The sequence below is a fragment of the Streptomyces sp. NBC_00057 genome (assembly GCF_045041165.1).
GTDB lineage: Bacteria > Actinomycetota > Actinomycetes > Streptomycetales > Streptomycetaceae > Streptomyces.
The window spans coordinates 1915922-1938521 of record NZ_CP108256.1 but is presented as its reverse complement, the minus strand read 5'-3'; the positions used below and the strand labels follow the sequence as shown (position 1 = coordinate 1938521).

Below are 22600 nucleotides of genomic sequence, written 5' to 3'. Positions count from 1 at the left end.
GGATGAGCGAGTCGACCACCCCCGAGACGCGGTCCACCGCCGAGGTCTCGCCCACCGCCGTTGCGCCGGCCGCCTCCCCGGCGCAGGGCCCGGCGGCAGGGCCCGCCACCCCGGAAGCCGCGGTGGCGGCCCTCGCGGCGACCGGACCCGGGTCGCCGTTCTTGATCGGGGTGCGCCACCACGCGCCCTCGCTGGCGGCAGCCCTCCCGGCACTGCTGGACGCGGCGGCCCCCGACGTCCTCCTCGTCGAACTGCCCGCCGAGTTCCAGCCCTGGCTGGGCTGGCTTGCCCACGAGGAGACCGAGGCCCCGGTGGCGCTGGCCGCCGTGCCCGCCGACGGGCCCGGTCCCGGTTCGGCAGGCGCACGGGGGCCGGCCTTCTACCCGTTCGCGGACTTCTCGCCCGAACTGGTCGCTCTGCGCTGGGCGGCAAGGAACGGGGTCCCGGCTGTGGCCTGCGACCTGCCGCTGGCCGACCGGGCGTGGGCGGGGGGCGGTCCGGACACCCCCGCCCCCGTCCCGGGCGCCGACTCCGCGCCCGTGCCGGGGGAGGGGCACGGGCTGTCCGCCGCGCTCCGGTCCCGGCTCACCGGCCGGGACGGCGACGACCTGTGGGACAGACTGGTGGAGGCCCTCGCACCCGGATCAACACCCGAGGCGCTCCGCCGTGCCGCCCTGCTCACCGGCTGGGCGCTGCGCCACGAGGCCGAGGCGCGGGGCGGGGTGCACGGCACGGACCTGGTGCGCGAGGCATGTATGCGCGGACATGTCGCCGAGGCCCTGGCGAGCGGGCGGCGGCCCGCCGTGGTGGTGGGAGCCTTCCACACCCCGGCGCTGCTGACGCCCGACGCCGGGGCCACCGGGGGCCCCGCGCCGGACGCGCCGGACGCGCCGGGCGCGGACGGCCACGTGAACGGCGCCCCCGGGACGGCGGCGTGCACGGTCTCCCTGGTCCCCTACACGTACCCGCTGCTCGACTCACGGTCCGGCTACCCGGCCGGCATCCGGGACCCGGAGTGGCAGCACACCGTCCTGGACGCCGCCGGGGACCCGGCCGCGCTGCACGAGGCGCTGATCCGCACCGCGGTCCGGGTCTGCGCCGCCCTGCGCGAACAGGGCCACCCCTACGGCCCGGCGGACGGCCGGGAGGTCGTCCGGGTGGCCGGTGACCTGGCCCGTCTGCGCGACCTGCCCGCCCCCGGCCGCGGTGAACTCCTGGAAGCCGTGCAGACGGTGCTGGGGCGCGGCGAGACCTACGGCACGGGCCGCGCCGTCGCCCGGGCCCTCGAACGCGTACTCGTCGGAGCCCGCACCGGACGGCCCGCGCCCGCCGCACCGCGCAGCGGACTGGGCCCCGCCGTCGAGGCCGAGACCGCGGCGCTCTCCCTCCCCGGCCCCGAGGACGCGCACGAGAAGACACCGCGCGACCTCCGGCTCGACCCGGCGCGCTCCACCCTGGACCGGCGCCGCGAACTGCTGCTGCGCAGGCTGACGGTGTGCGGCATCCCCTACGCGCAGGAGCAGGGGGTGACCGGCGCGGCGGGCACGGAAGGACTCACGACGCGCTGGCAGGTGCGGTGGACCCCGGCGACGGCCGCGATGCTCACCGCGGCCGGGGCCCGCGGCGTCACCCCGGCCCAGGCGGCCATGGGCGTGCTGCGGCAGCGGCACGCGGCCGAGCGCGCGGAGGACGGCCCGACGGCCGCCCAGGTCGTCCGCGGCCTCACGGAGGCCGCCGAGTGCGGGCTCCCCGCCCTTGCCGACGAACGGCTGACTGAACTGGCGGCCGTACTCCCGGCGAGCGGCACCCTTCCCGAACTCCTTGCCGGGCTCGACCTGCTGGATCGCATCGACGCCGGCCACCTGCCGGGCCCGGCCGCGCCCGACGGCCCCTCGGCCCCGGACGCCACCGCCTCCGCCCGTGTCACCCGCACCGCACACGCGGCCGAACTCCTGACCTCGGCCGCGGTCCGCCAGGTCGACGGCCTGACCGGCTCCGAGGAGCCCGAGGACGCCCGGGCGCTGCTCGAACTGGCCCAGCGGGCCGACCGGTTGGGCGGCATCCGGCTCACCGCTGCCCTCGCCCGGCTGGCCGCCGACGGCACCCCGTTGATCGCCGCGGCCGCCGGAGCAGTCAGGGTGCTCACTGGCCACGAAGAGGCCGAGACCTTCGGGGGGCGCGTCGCCTCCTGGGTGGACGGGGCCGTGGACAGCACCTCCCGGGCCGCGCTCACCGCCCGCCTCACCGGCGTCCTGACAGTGGCGGGCCCACTCCTGACCGTCGGCGTGGGCGCCCTGGACCCGTTGCTGCACCGGGTCGTCGAGCTGGACGACACCGCGTTCCTGGCCCGGCTGCCGGCCCTGCGCGGTGGCTTCGACACCCTGAGCCCGGCCGCCCGGGACCGGCTGCTGGACACCGTCGAGGAGCGGCTGGGTGAACGGGTGGGCACCCTCGACGCGGACGATCCGGCCGAGCTGGCCCGCCGAACGGCCGCCGACCTCGCGGCCCGCGAGCTCCTGACCGGCCTCGGCCTGCCTGTCCCGCCACCCGCGCACGACGACCGGTTCCCACCGCTGTCCGGCCATCCCGCCGCAACGCGCCCCACCGTCACACCCCACACCGCAGCCTCCACCGAGGCCACCCCCGCGCGGACCCTCGCGCCCGCCGACCGGTGGCGGCTCGTGCTCGGCCGGCGATCCGACCAACTGCCGTCCGGCGCCGCCCGTCTGGCGACCGCTCTGGACGAGCTCTACGGCGCGGGACACGGCGAGGGATCCCGCAGCGGCCTGCCCGGCCCCGGCCACGGTGGCGGCTCCGGACCGCGCGGCGGCCGGGAACCGTCGTTCCCCGGTGTCCGCGAGTGGTCCGAGGAACTGGCCGCGCTGTTCGGCCCCGGCATCCGCGAGGAGGTCCTCGCCGCCGCAGCCGTGACAGGCCGGCAGGACGTCCTCGCCGAACTCGACCCGGCGGCCGCCACCCCCTCCGTGGAACTGCTCCGGACGATCCTGCGGTACGCCGGCGGCCTCCCCGAAGCCCGCCTGGCGGCGCTCCGGCCCCTGGTCCGCCACCTGGTCGACGAACTGACCCGGCAGCTCGCCACCCGGCTGCGACCCGCCCTCACCGGCACGATGCTGGCCCGGCCCACCCGCCGGCCCGGCGGCCGGCTGGACCTGCCGCGCACGCTGCGCGCCAACCTGGCCACCGCCCGCAGGACGGCCGACGGAACGGTCCGGGTGATCCCCGAGAAGCCGGTGTTCCGCAGTCGCGGCCGCCGGTCGGCCGACTGGCGCCTGATCCTGGTCACCGACGTCTCCGGATCCATGGAGGCGTCCACGATCTGGTCCGCGCTGACCGCCTCCGTGCTCGCCGGGGTGCCGACCCTGAGCACCCATTTCCTGGCCTTCTCCACGGAGGTCGTCGACCTCACCGGCCATGTGCACGATCCCCTCTCCCTCCTGCTGGAGGTGAGCGTGGGCGGGGGCACGCACATCGCCGCCGGGCTGCGGCACGCCCGCAGCCTGATCGCGGTGCCCACCCGCACCCTCGTCGTCGTCATCAGCGACTTCGAGGAGGGCGCGCCGCTCGGCGGACTGCTCGCCGAGGTGCGGGCCCTGGTGAACACCGGCTGCCACGTCCTCGGGTGCGCGAGTCTCGACGACGCCGGCCGGCCCCGCTACTCGACGGGCGTCGCCGGGCAGCTCGTGGCCGCCGGCATGCCCGTGGCGGCCCTCAGCCCACTCGAACTGGCCCGCTGGATAGGGGAGAAGACCGCATGACCGCCGCCCAGTTGCCACCCGTCGCGCCGGAGGTCACGGCCACGCTGGTGGAGGACCTTTCGCCCCGGCTGCGCAAGCGGCTGGACGCGACAGTCACCAAGCTCGGCGCCCGCCCGACGCACCGCGACGGGGACACGGTGACGATCGCGGTCGACGACGAGACCGAGTTGCGCCTGCACGCCCCGGGCGGCGTGGTGGCGACGGCGGACGCCATCACCTGCGGTTGCCTCCTCGCCCCGGCATGCGTCCACCGCGCGGCCGCCGCCTGCGCCGCCCCCACGGCGGACCCGGCGCCGGAGCTCGCCGACCAGCCCACCCGCGCGGTCCCCGAACCCGCCTCCGCAACGGACCCCGCCCCCACCCCCGACTCTGCCTCCTCGCCCGAGGTGGCGAGCCCAGCCCAGCGTGCCGCGGCCGACGCCCTGTGGTCGGCGGGCGCCGCCGTGCTGGAGGCCGGCGTCGACGGGGCCGGCGCCGTCACCCAGTCGGTCCTCCTCCGCGCCGCGCACACCGCCCGGCTCCGGCACCTGCCGCGCGCCGCGGGCGCCGCGCTGTCCGTCGTCACGCTGCTGCGTGCGGCCCGCGCCGGGGACCCGTCGTACCGCACCGCCGACCTCGTCACGGCCCTGGCCGAACTCCTGGGCACCGCACGCCGAGTGGGGACGGCGTCCGGGGCGGAGCTGGCCGCCGTCAGAGGCCGCGCGCGCCGCCCGTACAGCCCGGAGGGCTCGCTGCGCCTGTACGGCCTGTTCACCGAACCCGTGGTCACCGACTCGGGGCACGGCGGCGTCCGCACCTGGGTCGCCGGATCCGACGGCCGCCTCTGCACGGTCGGCGACGTGGCACCCGGCGGCGTCGGGCGCGCCCTGGGCGTGGCCGACCGGGCCGTGCGCCTGGGGGACAGCGCGCTCACCCACCGGGAGCTGGGCCGGGCCGGCCTGGCGGTCTCGGGGGCGACGGTCTCGCCGGACGGCAGACTGGGCGCCGGCAAGGGCGTCAAGGCCGTTACCGCCCGGGGCGTGGCGTGGACGGAGCTGCCGCTCGCCGCCCTGTGGGAGACGCCGCCGTCCGAACAGGCCGCCCGCGCCCTGCGGTCCACCTCCCGCTACGCGGACCCGGACGACGGCGGCAGCGACCTGCTCTTCCTGGACGTCGAACTCCTCGGCGCCGTACGGGAGTCGGGCGGCACCTGCCTGCTCGCGCTGTGCGAGGGAGGCATTCCCGTCCGGCTCACCGTCGCCGACGACGACCCCGCGCTGGCCCACCGCGACAACCTGATGCTGCTGGCCACGGCTCCGGGGACACGGCTGAGGATCATCGGCCGCCTGGTGCCCGCCCACCACCCCCGGCTCACCCTCCTCGCCTGCTCGCACCCCACCGGCGAAGGAACGATCGACCTCGGCCTCGACCGCCTGCGCCGCACCGACCTCCCGGACCCGGCTGCCCCCGTGCACCCCGCCCCGCCACAGCCCGGAGGGTCCGGCGCGCACTCGCCCCTGTACCTCCTGGAGCGCCGGGTCGAACAGACGGTCCCGGCGGGCCGCGCCGCCCTCGGCATGCTCGGCGACGTCACCGCCGAGACCCGCCGCATCCGCCGCGCGGGCCTCCCCACGGCCGCCGGACTCCTCACCGCCCTGTGCACCTCGGCGGCCCAACGCGATCGCGACCTCTTCGGCCGCCTCCTCCCTGCCGACACCGACGGCTTCGCCACCTACTGGCTCACCGCCGCCCGTTACACGGCCGCCGTGGCCGAGTCCCTGTGCGCGGCAGCCTGGGAACCGACGCAGGAGGGCCCGGCCGCGGCGCCATCCGTCCCGGACCAGGGGCCAGGACGAACCGTGGCGCAAACCGCTCAGTACCAGCGGGTGCAGGTCCAGTTCCCGCCCTGTCCGTCGTACTCCTCGACGCAGGACCGATAGGCCAAACTCACCAAAGGGTCGGCAGTCAAGGCCCGCACCCAGGCCATCAACCAGCTCAAGGCCGTCCTCGTCACCGCCGACCCGGACCTGCGCGAAGAACTTGCTGGGCTGAACAACCCGCACCTCTTCCGCACCTGCGCACGGTTCGCCGACGACAGCAACTACGACGAGGGCGACGAAGAGACAGCACTGCAGGCCACCCGCATCACCCTGTGCCTGCCGGCCCACCGGATCGAGCAGCTCACCGCGCAGATCCAGGACCTGGAACGCCGCTTGACCCGACTTGCGGAACGCCACGCACCGCAGCTACTCGTATCGGGCCGCGACGCGGCGAGCTGGTGCAGACGTCCCCGTTCGGCCGGCAGCGCGATGTATCCCCACACGCCCGTCGGCAGCGGACCGTGGGATCCAGCGTCTCGTGCGTCCACGATCGGGGCAAGGCCTGTCCGCTCAGGCCCCGCGCGCTGAGGCCCGTGTGCTGAAGGCCCGCGCACTGTGCGTGCGAGACGGCGACCGGCTACGGTTCGGGAACCGTCAGCAGCCATGAGGCCGGGGGAGGAACGTGCGGGAGCTCGGTCCGTCTGAGGGAAGACTGCTTCGTGCGTGGTCGCAGGGTGTGGGGGGCGATCGGCGCGCGACGTCGGTGCCCGAGGTTCTGGAGCGGTGCCTGGCGGTGCAGGCACAGGATATGAGGGCGGCGGCGCTCGGACTCAGGGCGCGCGGCTCCGGGCTGACCGAGGCAGACGTGTACCTGGCGCTCGGCGCCGCGCGAAGTGTGGTGCGGGGCTGGTTCATGCGGGGCACGCTGTACCTGGTCCCGGCCCGTGACGCGGGCTGGCTCCGTGAACTGCTCGCTCCGCGGCTGTTGCGCCGCAGTGAGCGCCGGTACCGCGAGCTGGGGCTCGGGCCGGCCGAGCTGGCCCTTGGGGAGCGCGTGATCACCGAGGCGCTTGCGGACGGCCCCCTGACCCGGGATGAACTCGCGGCGCGGATGACCGAAGCGGGCCTCCACGCCTCCGGCCAGATCCCCTTCCATCTCGTCCGCCGGTCCGCTCTGCTCGGTACCGCCTGTTTCGGTCCGGTCCGGGAGGACGGCTCCGCCACCTATGTGCTCGCGAAGGACTGGCTGCCCGACTCGGCCGGACCTTCCGGTACAGACGCGGTCAGAGAGCTGCTGCGCAGATACCTGGCGGCGCACGGGCCGGCGACGGTGGCCGACTTCGCCACCTGGTCGGGGCTCGGGCTGCCCGCCGTCCGCTCGGAGTGGAAGGATCTGCTCGGGGCGGGTTTGACCGAACCGTGCCGTGTCGAAGGCCAGGACGAGTACGCGCTGCCGGCCGGTGCACCGTCCGGCCTGGAGCCGACAGACGATGTCCGGTTGCTGCCGGCCTACGACAACTACCTGGTGGGATTCGCCGATCGCCGGCTGTCTGTCGAGCCCGAGCACGCCCGTATGGTCTGGCCGGGCGGCGGTCAGATCAGCCCCACCGTGGTGGTGGACGGGCTGGTCCGCGGAGTATGGCGCCGTGACCGGACACGTGCCGTCGCCCTGGACCTGTTCGACGGCGCTCCGGAAGACGCCGGCGGGAAGGCCCTGAACGCGGAGGCCCTCGACGCCGAGGTCCGCGACATCTCGCGCCTTCTCGCTGCATAACCTCGGGCTAACCGCCCCCTTCTACGGTCTCGGGAGATGTGCCGAGTCCAAGGAGAACAGGTGGCGATTATCCCTGCCCCGGGGTCACCCGCGCGGTCACCGGAACGGGCTCGGCTGCTGAAGGCGCTCGAGGAGAGCCGGTCGGGACGGCCCGGCATTCCGCGGCGGCACCCGGCCGGGCCGCTCGTCCCCGCCTCGTACGCGCAGGCCGGGCTGTGGATGGTCGCTGAGCTGGAGCAGGGCGCTTCGGCGTACACCGTGCCGCTGCCCGTGTCGCTCCGCGGCCCCCTCGACACCGACGCACTGGGCGCCGCGCTGAGCAGCGTGGTCGCGCGGCACGAGGCGTTGCGCACCACGTTCACCGAGTGCGACGGCGCGTTGTACCAGGTCATCGGGGCGGCCACGCGGGTGCCGCTGCCGGTTCGCGACCTGACCGGCGCGGCTGCCGCCGAGGTTTCCCGGCGGCTCGCCGCGGCGCAGGCGGCCCGGTTCGACCTGGGAGCCGGCCCCCTCCTGCGCGCGGAACTGCTCCGGCTCGGACCGCGGGAGCACCTGCTTCTGCTCGCCGTGCACCACATCGCCTGCGACGGCTGGTCGGTGCCGCTCCTGCACGCCGAACTGGCGGACGCCTACAACTCGGCCCTGCGCGGCGTTCCTTCGGGGCTTCCCCCGCTCCCCGTCCAGTACGCGGACTTCGCGAGCTGGCAACGGGACCAGCTCGACGCGGCGGAACGGGACCGCCTGACCGGCTACTGGCGTACCCGGCTGGACGGCGCGGGGATGACGCTGCCGACCGACCGTCCCGCCGATCCGGCGCAGGCGGCCGAGGGCGACCTGTGCCGGTCGACGATTCCCCGGCCCGCCGTGGACCGTCTCGACCAGATCGCCCGGGGCGCGGGCGCGTCCCGGTTCATGACGGTTCGCCGATGCCGTGCGGCTGGACCTCATCGCGGACGGCGGTCACTACTTCGCCCGGGACCACGCCCCGGAGCTGGCCCGGGTCATCAGCACGGCGTCCGTCGCGGCGGCCCGGCTGCCGGTCGTCTGCCTCCCGCACACCGGCGCCGGCGCTTCGTTCTTCCGCCCCTGGCAGGTCGACGGGGGCTTCGAGATCATCGCGCCCGACCTGGCCGGGCACGACAAGCGGTTCGGCGAGCCGCCGCACCGCACGGTGGCCGCGGCGGCCGCCGACCTGCTGCCCCGGGTGCTCTCGGCCCTGGACGGCCGGGACGAGGCCGTGCTGTTCGGCCACTGCCTGGGGGGCACCGTCGCCTTCGAACTGGCCGAACTGCTCCAGCGGCACGGCGTGCGGCTCCGGCATCTGATCATCAGCGGTACGCCCGGTTCCACCGTGCCCCGGCTCCGGCGGACCACCGGGCTGCCGGACCGGGAGTTCCTGACACGGCTGGAGGAGCTGGCCGGATACCGTCACCCGGCCCTGGCCGACGAGGAGATGGCCGCACTGCTGCTCCCGGTGCTCCGCGCCGACCAGGAGATGTACGAGGACTACCGACGGACCTCGGTCACCCCTCTCGACGTGCCGGTCACCGTGCTGCGCGGAGCGGCCGACGGCCTGGTGAGCGCCGCCGACTCGGCACGCTGGCCGAGAAGCTGTTCCGCACGGACCCGGTGAACCGGGTGCGCGAGGCCGTGGCCCTCGGCCGGGAGTTCGGCGACGGCGACCTGCGGACCGCGACGCCCTTCGGACGCCCCGTCGAACCGGACGTGTACATGATGTACGCCAGCCGGTCTTCGGGATCCGTGAGCACGGGCACGACCGCGTACTGGGACAGCTACACGTTCGACATCATCGGCAACCGCGTGTCGATGGCGGAGCACAACCCGGCCGACCCCACCAAGGTCACCACCCTCGCGTACGGCTACGGGACCGGTCACCGGAAACGGAACCGGCCCGGCGTACGAGACCCAGCCGCACACGCTGATCGATGTCACCTCCACCCCGGCGGCCAGGGGTGCGGCCTACACCAACGACGCGGCAGGCAACACCACACGCCGTGACCTGGCCGAAGTCACCCAGGACCTGATCTGGAACCAGGAGGACAAGCTCACTCAGATCACGTCCGACGGCGTCACCACCAAGTACGTCTACGACGCCGAGGGCAATCGCATCCTGGAGAGCACCCCCTCGGGCAGCGTGCTGTATCTCGGCGAGACCGAACTCACCACCACGGCCGGGAAGATCACCCGGGCGACGCGTTCCTATGTGCACGAGGGCGCACCGACCGTGGTCCGGTCGACGGTCGACGGCGCCACCACGGGCCACAAGCTGACCGTGCTCCTGGCGGACCCCCTCGGTACGGCGACGACCGCGGTCGAGCAGTCCGCGACGCAGCCGGTGACCCGCAGGTCCTACAAGCCCTACGGTGAGAACCGCGGTACCCAGCCGACGAGTTGGCCCGACAAGCGCAGTTACCTCGGCGTGGGCATCGACGACGCCGGCACCGGACTCATCCACCTCGGAGCACGCGAGTACGACCAGTCGACCGGACGCTTCCTCTCCGCCGACCCGGTCAAGGACTTCGCCGACCCGCTCCAGATGAACGGGTACGCGTACAGCCACAACAGCCCGGTCAGCCGCAGCGACCCCTCCGGTCTGTACGACCCCGACCGCGCCGAGGCGAACCGCCTGAAGGCCGAGAAGAAGAAGCAGGCGCAGAGCTGGCGGAAGATGTGGACGAACCGCCACGACACCGCCGTGTACCTCCGGGCAGTTTTCCTGCAGGTGTGGGACTTTCTCCACAACGCCGGGCGCGGCCGGGTCACCACCGAGCGCACCAGCAATTACATCAAGGGCGGCTCGTACAAGAACCCCGGAAAGAAGCCGGGCTACGCGGACCTGATCTGCTGGACCGACAAAACGGTCTACCTCTGATCTTGGCCAGTGCTCCGCCCTTCAGGGCGGGGGTCAAGGTCATCCTTGGCCCGGAGGCGCAGAGCGCCGGAGTGCTCTGCGCCTCCGGGGTGAGGTCGGACGGGGCGCTGCTGGTTTTCGATGTACTGCTTGACGACGGTCAGGGGTGCTCCGCCGCAGGATCCGGCGAAGTAGGAGCCGGACCAGAAGTGTCCGCCCCACAGGTACCGGCGGACATGTGCGTTGTACTCCTGGCGGAGCCTGCGGGAGCTGACGCCCTTGAGGGAGTTGACCAGTTTGGAGAGCTGGACCTTGGGCGGGTAGTGCACGAGCAGGTGGACGTGGTCCTGTTCGCCGTTGAACTGTTTCAGCTCGGCCTCGAAGTCGGCGCAGACCTCCCGCATGATCTCTTCGGTGCGGGTCAGCATGGCGTCGGTGAACGCCTTCCGCCGGTACTTCGTGACAAAAACCAAATGAACATGCAGGTTGTAGACAACATGGCGACCGGTTCTGACATCGGGATTAGGGTTCCAGCGCGGTGACATAAACCAATGCTATGGTCTCGATCGTGAGTCAAGACACCGTGGTCAAGCGGCAGTTCGGGCATCGTGCCCGGCTTGCGCTGTCGCCTGCCGAGGTGTTGAGGACTGATGGCCAGGCGCACGCGGCCCGCACCATGTGGAACCTGCTGCACGCCTGGTGGCAGATGATGCCGAAGGAAAAGCGGACTCTCGGACACGCGGATGCCGCCGTACGACAGGCCCGCAAGGACATCGACTTCCTTGCTGTCCTTCCCGCGCAGGCCGCGCAAGCGGTACTCAAGACGTACTTCCAGGCGTGGAAGAACTGCTGGGAGGGCCGCGCCGACGCCCCGAACTTCAAGGGCCGGTTCCGCACGGTGATGTCCGTGGACGTCCCTCAGGGCCGGGACCTGAACATCGTGCGCGTGCACCGCCGCTGGGGCATGGTCAACATTCCCAAGGTGGGCCGGGTCCGCTTCCGGTGGACCAAAGACCTGCCCGTGGGCAAGCGTGCAGGCGCGGAGAACCGGATCACCGGGGCACGGCTGTTCAAGGACGCGCTCGGCTGGCACATCGCCTTCCGTGTCCAGACCTTGGAGGTCAAGCCCGAGCCCCACCAGGGGCCGGACGTCGGCATCGACGTGGGCATCACCGTGCCCATCGCCCTCTCGGACGGCAAGACATACGAGCACGGCGAATGGCTGACGGAGAAGGAGAAGGCCAGGCTTCTGCACCTGGAGCGGCGCGCCGCGCAGCGCAAGCAGCACCGCAAGCCCGGCGAGCGCACCAGCCGCCGGCTGCACCGCACCTACGACCAGATCGCAGGACTCCGCGCGAAAGCCAAGCGCCGGGCCCTGGACTGGCAGCACCAGACGACCACCGCCATCGCCCGCACCTACGGCACCGTCGTGGTCGAAGCACTCACCATCACGAACATGGTCAAGTCGGCCAGGGGAACCATCGAGGAGCCAGGGAAGAACGTTGCCCAGAAGTCCGGGCTGAACCGCTCCATCAGCGGGGAGGCATGGGGCCGCACCGTCACCCTGCTGACGTACAAGACCGCCCGGCTCGGCGGCACCCTGCACAAGGTCCCCGCCCCCGGCACCTCCCAACGCTGCTCAGCGTGCGGCTTCACCACGCCCGGCAACCGGGAGAGCCAGGCCGTGTTCGTGTGCAAGAACCCGGACTGCGGCTGGTCGGGCAATGCCGACCACAACGCAGCCCGGAACGTCTTGCACCTGTACCGGATGGGCCTCGCGCTCATCCCGGCTGCCGGGAGGGCAGTCGTCAGGCGTGCGAAGCGCGTCAAGCCCGCTGCCGCAAGGTAAGCGGGAATCTCCCGGCTTCAGCCGGGAGAGCACTTCAAGTGTGGGAGATGAAACACAAGGGCGGAGAGGTGGAAGCCCAGGGTCCGGCGCAGTTGGAGAATTATCTCGTGCGCCTCAGAGCTCAGCCCGGATCCACCGGCTGATTTCGGGGTGGGCGTGTCGGGGTTGAGTCGCGGATTCGGGCATGGGGTGGCCGCTGGTCTGTCCAGCTTTTCCACTTGTCCACAGGTGTCGGGCCCTTTCGGGCAGGTCGGTCGGGGAGCGTCAGGAGGCTGGTGGCCCGTGCACCGTGCCGAAGAGCTGGGTGAAGTCCGCGCTCCAGGGCCAGCGTTCGGGTAGGTGCAGGGTGAGGCGGCGGGCCGAGCGGGCCAGGCGGGCGGGCACGTTGATCAGGTGGTCACGGATGGTGGCGGTGGTCGCTCTGGCATGGAACGTGCCGGCCAGTGCGCCGGCGGCGCGGGTCAGGTTGTGCGCCAGGGCTGCCAGGGCGAGCCACGCGGCATTGGCCTGGAAATGTCCGGAGGGCGCGTGGGCGAAGGCGCTGTTCTTGACATCCGCGATCACCTGCTCGACGACAGCGTGCCGTCGGTGATCACGCTCGGCGTCCTTCAGGGAGAGCGGGGAGTCGGTGAACGCGGCGTGGTAGCGCCAGGTGTCAAACAGCGTGCCCTGTCCGGCGGGAACGGTGCCAGTGCCCAGGCGTTTGACGCGGCGCACGATCAGACGGGCGGTGACCTGCTGCTTCTTCGGCTTGGAGGTGAAGGCGGTGTAGCCGGTCTCGGCTATCTCGGCGTCGGAGATCCAGCACTGGCCCTCCTCGTCCCAGACTGCCTTGGGGTACTTGATCGGCGTCCAGGCGCCCTCGTCGATGCGGGCGATGGCGGCCTTGACGGAAGCATTCATCCGCACGGTGATGCAGAACCGCGCGCCCAGCGCCCGGCAGGAGTTCACGACGTCGGCGCCGTAGAACGCGGAGTCCGCACGCATCACCAGCAGGCCACTGGCGCCGCAGGCGCGGGCGGTGCGGATGGTCTCGGCGACGAACGCTGCCGCGCCGCGTGCGGAGTTCGACGGTCCTTTGCGCAGCCTGGTCGCGGCGATCACCGGGGCGGACAGGGGCGTGGAGACGATGCCGAGCAGTGCGTTCAGGCCCTTGACCTTGCTGTATCCGTAACCGGCGCCCTGCTTGGCGTAGCCGTAGGTGCGGCGGATGGTGTCGTCGATGTCCACGTAGGCGACCTGGTCCGCGCCGGGCAGCAGCGGGGTATGACGGGCCAGTTCGGGAAGGAACCGGCGGGCCACGGCATGGAGTTGCTTCACATGCCCGTGCGTGAAGGAGCGTAGAAACGACCCCAGCGTGGACGGGGCCCGGACCCCGGCAAACAGGCGGCACATCGCCCCATGCCGCAGGCGGTCCATGTCATCGATGCTGTCGGCACCCGCGGCCATGCCGCCCACCAGCGACATCAGTTTCGCCGCTGGGAAGGCTCCGGTGCCGTCCTTCGAGGCCGGCAGCCTGATGAGCTCGTCGGCCAGAACTGCCAGACCGCACCGCTCGGCCAGCCGCACCACCGGCTCCAGCCCGCCGTACGCGATCAAGTTCGGGTCATCGAACGCGGAGGAGACAGCCGTCGCGGCATGGGAAGATTGCATCTCGGAAGTGCCTTGCCGATCGTGCCTGATGTGGTCCTAGAGAAACCCCATCATCGCAGGTCACAAGGCACTTCTTCGTTTCCGGAAGCACGATCCACAGGCGTCAAGCCGGTGGATCCGGGCGTACGTCCAGCAGTCCGAAACGTCGGACGCGAAGGAGGTTCGATGTAATTCGGGCGACAAGTTCAGGGCAGCCAGCCGGTGCAAGTCCGGTCCGAGGAGACGCCAGAGTCCTCGGTAGCGGGGCTCCCGGCATCGGTCGAGAGGCCGGTGTCGAAGTGGAGCGACGATCACCCCTTGGGGGTGCGCAACCGGCCGGTCCGCAACATCAAGTGAAGCCTGCAGCGTCGTCAGCACCGACCCGCGTGAGCGGGGCCAAGGAGGAGCCGAGCCCGTGCCTTAGAGGGCGAAGGCCAGGGAAGACGCCTGGGAATCTGGAGCGGGCGTCGAAGAACCTCCCGGCGTAAGGGGCGTGGAACGGCCGGAAGGTTGTCCTGGGAACTGGAGAGGGCCTCCTCGGCCCCGGGTCTGCGGCCCGGGAAGCAGGGCCCGCCTATAACCGGTGGAGCCGGGAAGTGGCGGGCTGCCGAGAGGCAGTCGGAGGGGGTCGTAGTAGTGCCGATCGGCGGGACAACACAACCCGTCAGGAGCGAAGGGCCCCTGCTTCATCGATGCGTGTCGCGTGTGAGGAGGTGGCTCGGGTGAGTGCCGGAGTGGCTAGTTCCGCCCGCCGGAAGGAAGGCGTCGCACGACTGGATGGCCGGCCTTTGGACAAGGTCCGTGCCTTGCAGTGGACGCTCTACCGCTGTGCCAAGCAAGATCCTGAACGTCGGTTTCATTCCCTGTACGGCCATGTCTCCCGCAGAGATGTCTTGTGGCGGGCCTGGTCCGGCGTGTGTGCGAACCGGGGCGCTCCCGGCGTGGACGGGGTGACCGTCGATGCCGTGGCCGCCGCCGGGGTGGAGGAGTTCCTCAACGACTTGTCGCAGCAACTGCGGGCGCATACGTATCGCCCGTCACCGCTGCGGCAGGTCCTGATCCCCAAGCCGGGGCGGCCGGGAGAGTTCCGGCCGCTCTCGATCCCCACGGTGGCGGACCGGGTGGTGATGACCGCCGCGAAACTGGTTCTCGAACCGGTCTTCGAAGCGGACTTCCTGCCGGTCAGCTATGGGTTCAGGCCCAAGCGGTCCGCGATTGACGCGTGCGAGAGCGTGCGCGTGGAGGCGAACCGGGGCCGGGAGTGGGTGCTTGAGGCCGACATCCGCGACTGTTTCGGATCGATTCGGCATGACGCCCTCGTGGCCCAGGTGGCCCGGCGCGTCGTGGACGGCCCGATGTTGAAGCTGATCCGGATGTGGCTCCGGGCGGGGGTTCTGGAGGACGGGGCGACCGGCTCACCAGGAGCAGGGACCCCACAGGGCTCACCGATCTCACCGTTGCTCGCCAATATTGCTCTGCACGTCCTGGACGTGGCATGGCAGCGAGACGGGCACCGGCTCGGGGTGTTGGTGAGGTATTGCGACGACTTCGTGATTCTGTGCCCGACCAGGGAACGTGCCGTGCAGGCGCGGGAACTGGCCGGGACGGTGCTGGTCGGCCTCGGGTTGCAGCTGCATCCGGAGAAGACCGGCATCGTCCATCTCGCCAGGGGTGGGCAGGGTTTCGATTTCCTCGGCTTCCACCACCGGAAGGTGGAATCGTGGCGCCGCCGTGGCAGGTTCCACCTGCAACGATGGCCGTCTCAGCGGGCGATGGGGGTGCTGCGGGACAAGATCCGGGCGGCGACCGACCGTCGGCACGTGGGACGGTCGCTGTCGGCCGTGGTCGCCGACTTGAACCCGGTCCTGCGAGGCTGGGCGGCGTACTTCCGTAACGGCAATTCCGCCGGGAAGTTCTCCACGATCGACAGCTACGTCCACGAGCGTCTCGCGATCTTCGACAATCGCAAGCGCGGCATCCCGGGCAGAAAGTGGGGCAAGCGCCACGATGGCGCGTGGTTCGCCAGGCTCGGAGCCTTTCGCCTGTCTGGAAACGTGCGCAGGGTGGCGGTGCATGCCAGCCGGTGAACGATGTCGGTAAGCCGTGTGCGCGAGAAGCGCATGCACGGTTTGACGGGCGGGGGCTGGAAACGGAGCCTCACAGGCCACCGCGCCAGTCCCCGACCCTACTCAGTTGAAGGCCAAGGGTGACAACCGCAGGGTGGTGGCCGGATTCCCCTTCGTGGCTGACGGGCCGGCCGACCCCACCGGTGTCCTGTGCGGTCCAGGTGGTCCATGTGAGGCGCGTAAGTGCAGGTCAGGTCTTTGTGGTCCAGGTGCGTCGAAGCTGTTGGTGATAGGCGTGTGAGAGGTGGCGAGCCCCCGTCGGATTGTGCCGGCGGGGGCTCTGGGTGTGGCGGCGGGCCCGGCTGTGGGGAGCTCGACGCGGTCTGGTCGGGCTCCGTTTCGTCCACGTCGCTTCTGCTGCGGGCAGGCGGTGACGACGCTGCGGTGCGTTGAGCGAGGGTGCCTTCTGCGGATGGGGAGGATGCTCAGGGCCATGACGGTGCCGTCGTCGTGGAAGGAGATCGGCCCGTTCCATCTTTCGGTTCCGTGGGTGTTGTGCGGGGTCGAGCGGCTCTGGAAGGCAGCCTGACGGTATTCCTCCACACGGCCCTTCCTTCGGTCAGCTCGGCGCCCTTTGCCGGTTGCTGGACGGTGGTGCTACGGGTCCGCCCTCCTCGTTTGCTCGGCCGCGGCCGACCCAACGTCCTGGCTGACCGGCTACCGCAGACTCAACCACCGCTACGAACGCCACCCCCCGCAACTACCTCGCCGTCCTCGGACTCGCCGTCACCCTCTGCTGCTACAAACGACGACTCCTGCAACTCACAACATAGGACACCGTAGGAGAGGGAGAGGGCGCATCAGAGATCCGTAAGTGGCGTATGGAATACGTCAGTGCTGCTTCTCCTCCGTACGTGGGCCGATGCAAGATCTGTCTCGGCCTCGGAACCGGGGCCGAGTGAACACCCGGGCGCGGCGGAAACCGCTGCCGGGGAAAGGAGTGGTCATGTCGTATTCCCAGGCCGTAGAGCCGTTGAAGCGTGCGGAGATCTCCAAGCGTGCCGCGCTGAGCGTGGCGGCGCTCGCCGTTGCCGGAGGGGCGTTCTTCGTGCCGTCTGTCGGGGATGCCGCCGCGTCCCCGACCTCGGACCAGAAGATCGAGGCCGGGTGCGGGGATTGCTACCCCGACGTCATGTGATCGGCTGACCGACGCGCACGCGAGTGCGCGCAAGCGCGTCCGGGACCCGCCGGTGCTCACACCGGCGGGTCCGCTCAGAGAGGGACGGAACAATGGACTGGCTGGAACGGTGCGTACCGAACGTGGAGCAGCTCCTGGGTACGTATTGGCGGAAGGAACCGGTGCTTCTGCGGCCGCAGGACCCGCCGTTGGAGGTGCTGACACTCTCGGACGTGGACGCGCTCCTCGACGCGGGGCTGCTGCGCGTTCCGTATGTCGGCCTGTACACCGCACAGGGGAGCATCGCCGACGAGCGTTTCTGTCCGACGCGCGTCATCACCGGGAGCCCTGCCCAGGGGTACGTTGATGCGGCGGCGGTCCGACGACTGATCGATGAGGAACGGGCGACCCTGCAGTTCCGTTACGTCGACCAATGGCATCCCCCGGTGCGTGAACTCACGAGGGGCGTTGCCGAGCGGCTTGGCCGTCTTGTCGAGGCGTTCTTTTTCCTGAGTCGTCCCGGCCGCCGGGGTCCGGTGCATCGGGACGACGGGGACCTGCTGGCGATCCAGCTCAGCGGTGCCAAGCACTGGCAGGTGTACACGGGGCCGGCCGACGGCGACTGGGCGCCGGTCCGCGAGGAGAATCCGGGAGCGCCACTGCTGGACACGGTCCTTGAGGCCGGTGAAGTGCTGTACGTACCGAGAGGTTTCGCGCACACCGCCGCGGCCGTGGGCGACTCCTCGTCGGCTCATCTGACAGTGGTGGTGAGGGAAGCCGGTGCGGAGCATCTGCGCACCGCTCTCCTGACGGGGATCGTCGACGGCCTGGCTCTGCCGGGCCGTCCGCTGGACGATGACGCCCTACTGCGCACAGCGGCCGACCTCCTGGACCATCTCAGCGCGCGGCTGGACGCAGTCACCCCGGATGATGTCATCGGCCGGGCACGACCGCGTGCGTACAGCAACCGTCAGACTGTCTGATCACGCCGACGGCATGGAACATGGAGAGGCAACGATGGACCCGCTTGCACGATTTGTGGACGACGAGCAGGCATTTCATCACACCCTGTGGCGCCGCACACCCGCTGTACTGCATCCCCGCACACCCCCGATGGAGATGCTGACGGTCGCCGAGCTGGACAGGATCCTGGATGCAGGTCTCCTCACCACCCCTTACGCGACGCTCGTGCACGAGGACGGTCCTGTACCGGAGGAGCGTTACTGTTCCCCCCGTGTCGTCCTGGGCGGGATCGACAACCGCTACGTGGATGCCGGGGCGGTGCGCCGACTGATCGGCGAGGAGGGAGCCACGCTCCTTCTGCGGTACGTCGACCAGTGGCACGCAGGCGTGCGGGAACTGGCCGATGGGCTTGCGGAGTGTTTTCAACGCCAGGTGGAGGCGTTCTTCTTTCTCACCCCGCCAGGGACGCAGGGCCGTGCTGTGCACCGCGACGACACCGACGTGCTGGCCGTGCAGATACACGGCTCGAAGCGGTGGCGTGTGTATCCGGGACCGCCCGGCGGGAACTGGCAGCCCGAGCGCGTGGACGGCGACCTGGGGGATCCGCTGCTGGACGTGGTTCTGCGTCAGGGCGAAGTCCTCTACGTACCGAGGGGGTTCGCGCATGTGGCCGAAGCCGCCGGGGGGAGCGCGTCCGCTCACCTCTCGTTCACGGTCCGCGAGGCCGGCTCCGCCCACTTGTACGCCGTTCTTGAGGCACTCCTGCTGGACGGCGGCGGACTGCCCGCCCGGCCCAACGACGACGCAGCGCTGACCAGGGCCACGAACGACCTCATCGCACATTTTCACCGCACGCTCACCGCCCTCACGCCAGAAGAGCTGGTACATCTGGCCCGGGGCGCGATGCGCCGCGAACAGCACACCACCGCGGGTTCTTTGAGCGCACTGCTGGGCTGACCCGGTGGTGAGGGGGAGGTGCGTGGGGAAGCGGAGGCGTTGGCCTGGACTCGGGTGCGCGGCCGGCTCATCCGACGTGGACACGGGGGCGGCGGGCCCGGTCGGGTTCCGCTTCGCGGAGGACCTCGCGAGTGACGGGGGCGACCTCGCCCCGGCCGAAGAGGAAGAAGCGCAGGAAGTTGGTGAAGGGGTTGCCTTCGGTCCACTCGAAGTAGATGTGCGGGTTGTGTCCGGTGAGGTCGCGGACGTGCAGGAGCAGGGCGGCCAGCGCATTGGGGACGGAGGAGCTCTCCATGGTCAGAACGCGGTAGCGGCCGTGCAGGACTTCGCCGCCTACGTTCAGGCCCGCTTCGAACTCCGAGGGGTCGAGGACTGTGACCTCGACGAAGACGAAGTCCTCCTGGACCGGGACGTCGCCGAGGATTCCGCCGCCTCCACGGGAAGACGCCTCAGCCAGCCGGCGCACCGAAATCCAGCACGGCAGGCCCTTGCGGTGTTCATCACCCCCAGACCTCGCTGAGCAGTGCGTCTCCCGCTACCAGCCGTTCGGGGCTGCGCGGCAGAACGCGAAGCAGCCGCCACTCGGTCGGTGTCAGATGCACGCTGTCCGCCGTTCTCGGGCCGGGAGGTGCGTCGGGTCTGCGGGTGATCGTGCAGTCGGCCAGGTCCACGGCGTACGGGCCGAGGTCGACGGTGCCGGGGGGATTCGAGGGCGTGGGGCCTGCGCAGGACGGCGCGCAGCCGGGCGGCGAGCTCGTCGACCGCGAAGGGTTTGCGCGTCCAGCGCCTAGATGCGGGCGCGGATGCCGGTCCTTCCCGACACCACGATGACGGGCACTGAGCTCCAGGCCCGCAGGGAGCGGATGACGTCGAGGCTCTGCTGGTTGCCTGCCTGCGAGCCACCGTCCGCAAGATTTACGCGATCAACCCGTTGGCCGCGGCTCGATACCGCGATCGTGGCAGCGTCTCGCGGGCCAAGTTCGACGCCGCTGACGCCCGGGTGCTGGCCAACATCCTGCGGACCGACCGGCCCTGCCCCAAGACAGCGAAGCCGGGCAGGCCGTCGCGGTTCTGGCCCGCGCCCACCAGGACGCGGGCTGGGATCGGCAGCAGATGGTCAACCGGCTCCGCTCGCACTTACACGAGTACTTACCCGGCGGCCCTGGCCGCCTTCCACGGCCCCGGCAATCCAGGACTCGATTCCGCGCGCGCTCGCGTTGTCCTTACTGCTGTACCCACCCCGGCCGTGGCAGCCAAGCTCACCCGCGGCCAGTTGAGTGCCTTGCTCAAGCGGGTCGGGCGACCGCGTCGTGGCATCGAGGCGGAAGCCGACCGGCTGAGGGTGATCTTCCGCGCGGACTACCTCCATCAGCCCCGCCGCGTCACGTCTCGCTGGGTTGCCGTTGTGGGCCGCTGGGCCGACCTGCGCACACTGGAAGTATGCGCAGGATGAGCGTAGGCGAGACGGCGGAGCGTGAGGGTCTGCTCGCCGCAGCCGTGGTTGACGCCGTCGAAAGAACCGGCGCGTACGTGGGGAGCGTCTCCTTTCGCCGCTCCCGCGACCGCAGCGTGATCGTGCTCGCCGCGACGTGCAGGGTGCCCCCTTCCTGCTGGGCGGCTGGCGACTCATCCGGCCGCCTGCAGGCGACCGGTGCGACGACGGTTGCCGATCGCCGTCGCATACCACCGACGCTACGAGCGTCATATGCCCCGCACCCCCGCGTTGACGGCTCTCTGAGCGATCGATGCGAAGCCTCGGCGCGTCCTTGACGTCCCGCGCCGCAGTGGTCCCGCCACACTGTCCCTGGACAGCCCCCGCACCCCTGCACCGTGAGGTTTCCCATGGCGTACGGTCTTGCCCGCCGCGAGCTGCGGCCGAGAGTTCCGCTGCAGCACGGGGAGGGCAACAAGCACCATCTGACCAGCATCGAGGGGCTCGCCGCACTGTCCTTGGACGCGCTGAGCTCGGTCGCGTACGGACCCGAGGCGATCGTGCTCGTCCTGATCGCTGCCGGGACCGGGGCGCTGACCGCCACGCTGCCGGTGACGCTGGTCATCGCCGCACTGCTTGCGGTGCTGGTGGTCTCGTACGGCCAGGTGATCGCCGTGCACCCGGATGGCGGTGGCGCCTACGCGGTGGCGAAGAAGGACCTCGGCCCCAGGACGAGTCTGCTCGCAGCGGCCAGCCTCGTCGTCGACTACGTGCTGACCGTGACCGTCAGTCTGGCCGCCGGCGCCGCGAGTCTCGCTTCCGCCTTCCCCTGGTTCGGGGAGCATCTGCTCGCCGTCTGTCTCATCGGACTCGCCCTGCTCACCGCTGTGAACCTGCGGGGAGTGGCCGAGAGTGCCAGGGTGCTCATGCTGCCCACCGTGCTGTTCATCGTGAGCATCCTCGGCATCATCGTGCTGGGACTGCTGCGTGACCACCCGGCGGCCGTCGTCGGCAGTGCACAACCCGTCCATGCCACCGAAGCACTGGGGCTGTTGCTGCTTCTGAAGGCGTTCTCCTCCGGCTGCTCCGCGCTGACCGGAGTGGAGGCCATCGCCAACGGGGTGCCCGCGTTCCGCCAGCCCCGTGTCAAGCGGGCGCAGCGCACCGAGCTGATGCTGGGCGCGCTGCTCGGGCTGATGCTGATCGGCCTTGCGGTGCTGATCCGCCGCGACCATGTGGCCCCGCGCGAGGGTGTGACCGTCCTCGCGCAGCTGACTGCAGGCTCGTACGGGACGGGCTGGGCGTACTACGCGACCAACCTCGTCGTCACCCTGGCCCTTCTCCTCGCTGCCAACACGAGTTTCGGCGGCCTGCCCGTCCTGATGAGCCTGCTGGCCAGGGATCACCGGCTGCCTCACCTCTTCGGGCTGCGCACGGAACGCCCGGTGTACCGCTGGGGCGTGGTGGCGCTCGCCCTGCTCGCGGCGCTCTTGCTGATCGCCGTGAACGCCGACACGCACCGGATGATCCCGCTGTTCGCGATTGGCGTGTTCATCGGCTTCACGATCAGCCAGATCGGGCTCGTACGGCACTGGGCGGGGCAGCGGCCGCCCGGCTGGCTCCGGCGTGCGGTGCTCAACAGTGCCGGCGCGGTGTTGACCACCGCGGCACTGCTGGTCCTGCTGGCCACCAAGTTCCTCGAAGGAGCCTGGGTGGTGGTCGTCGCGGTGCCGTTACTGATGCTGCTGTTCGCCCGCGTCCAGCGTTACTACACAGTGGTCGGCGCGGAACTCGGGCTCGGCGAGATCCCGCCGCCGGTGCGGCACACCGATTCCCTGGTCATCGTGCCAGTCGGCGAGGTCAGCAAGCTCACCCAGCATGCGCTGACGGCAGCCCGCGCCCTCGGCGGTGAGGTCGTCGCGGTCGCCGTGCACGGTGATCCCGCCAAGGTCCGCAGCCTGAGGGAGAGTTGGTCGCGCTGGAATCCGGGGGTACGTCTGGATATCATCGACAGCCCGCAGCGCTCGCTGGTGCAGCCCGTCGTCGAGTACGTCCAGGGGGAGGCAGAAAGGGGACGGCAGATCGCCGTTCTCATCCCCGAGGTCGAGCCGCGCCACCGCCGCTACAAGATCCTTCAGAACCAGCGCGGCATCCTGCTGGCCACCGCGCTGAGAGCACGTACCGACGTCGTCGTCTGCATCCTCCCGTACCGGCTGAGCCTGTGAAGGGTGACGTGCTGACCGCCAGGGGCTCAGCCACTGCCTTCGCTGCAGCAGCCCGTCGGCGATGGTGCCGAGGGAGAG

General features: G+C 71.1%; 13 protein-coding genes and 5 pseudogenes. 14 read left to right on the top strand and 4 right to left on the bottom strand.

The annotated features are described in order from the left end of the window. Positions 1-2: 2 nt before the first annotated feature. The 5 genes and pseudogenes from OG953_RS09205 to OG953_RS09185 all read left to right on the top strand — a co-directional run bounded on the left by OG953_RS09205 (position 3) and on the right by OG953_RS09185 (position 8982). Complete coding sequence (locus OG953_RS09205) at positions 3-3776, top strand: vWA domain-containing protein (protein ID WP_405683391.1); 3774 nt, start codon at positions 3-5, stop codon at positions 3774-3776. Continuing rightward, positions 3773-5695 (top strand): hypothetical protein, encoded by a 1923-nt coding sequence (locus OG953_RS09200; RefSeq protein WP_405683390.1) that lies wholly within the window; start codon positions 3773-3775, stop codon positions 5693-5695. Before OG953_RS09205 ends, OG953_RS09200 begins: the two co-directional genes overlap by 4 nt. 562 nt (positions 5696-6257) lie before the next feature. After that, a complete protein-coding gene (locus OG953_RS09195) occupies positions 6258-7349 on the top strand; it encodes a winged helix DNA-binding domain-containing protein (RefSeq protein ID WP_405683389.1) in 1092 nt (363 codons plus the stop codon). Positions 7350-7385: 36 nt separating this feature from the next. Then, positions 7386-8192: pseudogene (locus OG953_RS09190) on the top strand (condensation domain-containing protein); the annotation flags it as partial. A gap of 88 nt (positions 8193-8280) precedes the next feature. Then, the gene (locus tag OG953_RS09185; RefSeq protein WP_405683388.1) at positions 8281-8982 is read left to right on the top strand and encodes a thioesterase II family protein; all 702 of its coding nucleotides are present in this window, start codon (positions 8281-8283) and stop codon (positions 8980-8982) included. A 55-nt stretch (positions 8983-9037) separates the two neighbouring features. Here the strand turns inward: OG953_RS09185 and OG953_RS09180 are convergent. After that, a pseudogene (locus OG953_RS09180) lies at positions 9038-9121 on the bottom strand (AMP-binding protein); the annotation flags it as partial. Between the two features lie 383 nt (positions 9122-9504). Between OG953_RS09180 and OG953_RS09175 the strand changes: the two are divergent. Continuing rightward, positions 9505-10242 carry an RHS repeat-associated core domain-containing protein gene (locus OG953_RS09175; protein ID WP_405683387.1) on the top strand — a complete coding sequence of 246 codons (738 nt, stop codon included), beginning with the start codon at positions 9505-9507 and terminating at the stop codon, positions 10240-10242. On the opposite strand, the gene tnpA is transcribed toward OG953_RS09175, so the two are convergent. Then, complete coding sequence (gene tnpA, locus OG953_RS09170) at positions 10233-10766, bottom strand: IS200/IS605 family transposase (protein WP_405683386.1); 534 nt, start codon at positions 10764-10766, stop codon at positions 10233-10235. The two genes, OG953_RS09175 and tnpA, sit on opposite strands and share 10 nt — an antisense overlap. 23 nt (positions 10767-10789) lie before the next feature. Between tnpA and OG953_RS09165 the strand changes: the two genes are divergently transcribed. Beyond that, entirely contained in the window at positions 10790-12070 is a 1281-nt protein-coding gene (locus OG953_RS09165) for an RNA-guided endonuclease InsQ/TnpB family protein (protein ID WP_405683385.1), read from the top strand. Positions 12071-12334: 264 nt separating this feature from the next. On the opposite strand, the gene OG953_RS09160 is transcribed toward OG953_RS09165, so the two are convergent. After that, positions 12335-13723 (bottom strand): IS1380 family transposase, encoded by a 1389-nt coding sequence (locus OG953_RS09160; protein ID WP_405683384.1) that lies wholly within the window; start codon positions 13721-13723, stop codon positions 12335-12337. Positions 13724-14394: 671 nt separating this feature from the next. Here OG953_RS09160 and ltrA point away from each other — a divergent pair. The 5 genes and pseudogenes from ltrA (at position 14395) to OG953_RS09135 (ending at position 18865) form a co-directional block, all read left to right on the top strand. Then, entirely contained in the window at positions 14395-15789 is a 1395-nt protein-coding gene (gene ltrA, locus OG953_RS09155) for a group II intron reverse transcriptase/maturase (protein ID WP_405681812.1), read from the top strand. A gap of 682 nt (positions 15790-16471) precedes the next feature. Further along, positions 16472-16601: pseudogene (locus OG953_RS09150) on the top strand (IS5/IS1182 family transposase); the annotation flags it as partial. Positions 16602-16774: 173 nt separating this feature from the next. Next, positions 16775-16966, top strand: coding sequence for a hypothetical protein (locus OG953_RS09145; protein WP_327277389.1), 192 nt, complete (start codon positions 16775-16777; stop codon positions 16964-16966). A 92-nt stretch (positions 16967-17058) separates the two neighbouring features. Beyond that, a complete protein-coding gene (locus OG953_RS09140; protein WP_405683383.1) occupies positions 17059-17928 on the top strand; it encodes a JmjC domain-containing protein in 870 nt (289 codons plus the stop codon). A gap of 34 nt (positions 17929-17962) precedes the next feature. Beyond that, the gene (locus OG953_RS09135; RefSeq protein ID WP_405683382.1) at positions 17963-18865 is read left to right on the top strand and encodes a JmjC domain-containing protein; all 903 of its coding nucleotides are present in this window, start codon (positions 17963-17965) and stop codon (positions 18863-18865) included. 67 nt (positions 18866-18932) lie between these two features. On the opposite strand, the pseudogene OG953_RS09130 reads toward OG953_RS09135, so the two are convergent. Then, positions 18933-19280: pseudogene (locus OG953_RS09130) on the bottom strand (amino acid transporter); the annotation flags it as partial. A gap of 429 nt (positions 19281-19709) precedes the next feature. On the opposite strand from OG953_RS09130, the pseudogene OG953_RS09125 reads away from it, so the two are divergent. Both OG953_RS09125 and OG953_RS09120 read left to right on the top strand, forming a co-directional pair. Continuing rightward, positions 19710-20237: pseudogene (locus tag OG953_RS09125) on the top strand (transposase); the annotation flags it as partial. Positions 20238-20707: 470 nt separating this feature from the next. After that, positions 20708-22522 (top strand): APC family permease, encoded by a 1815-nt coding sequence (locus OG953_RS09120; RefSeq protein WP_405683381.1) that lies wholly within the window; start codon positions 20708-20710, stop codon positions 22520-22522. Positions 22523-22600: the final 78 nt, after the last annotated feature.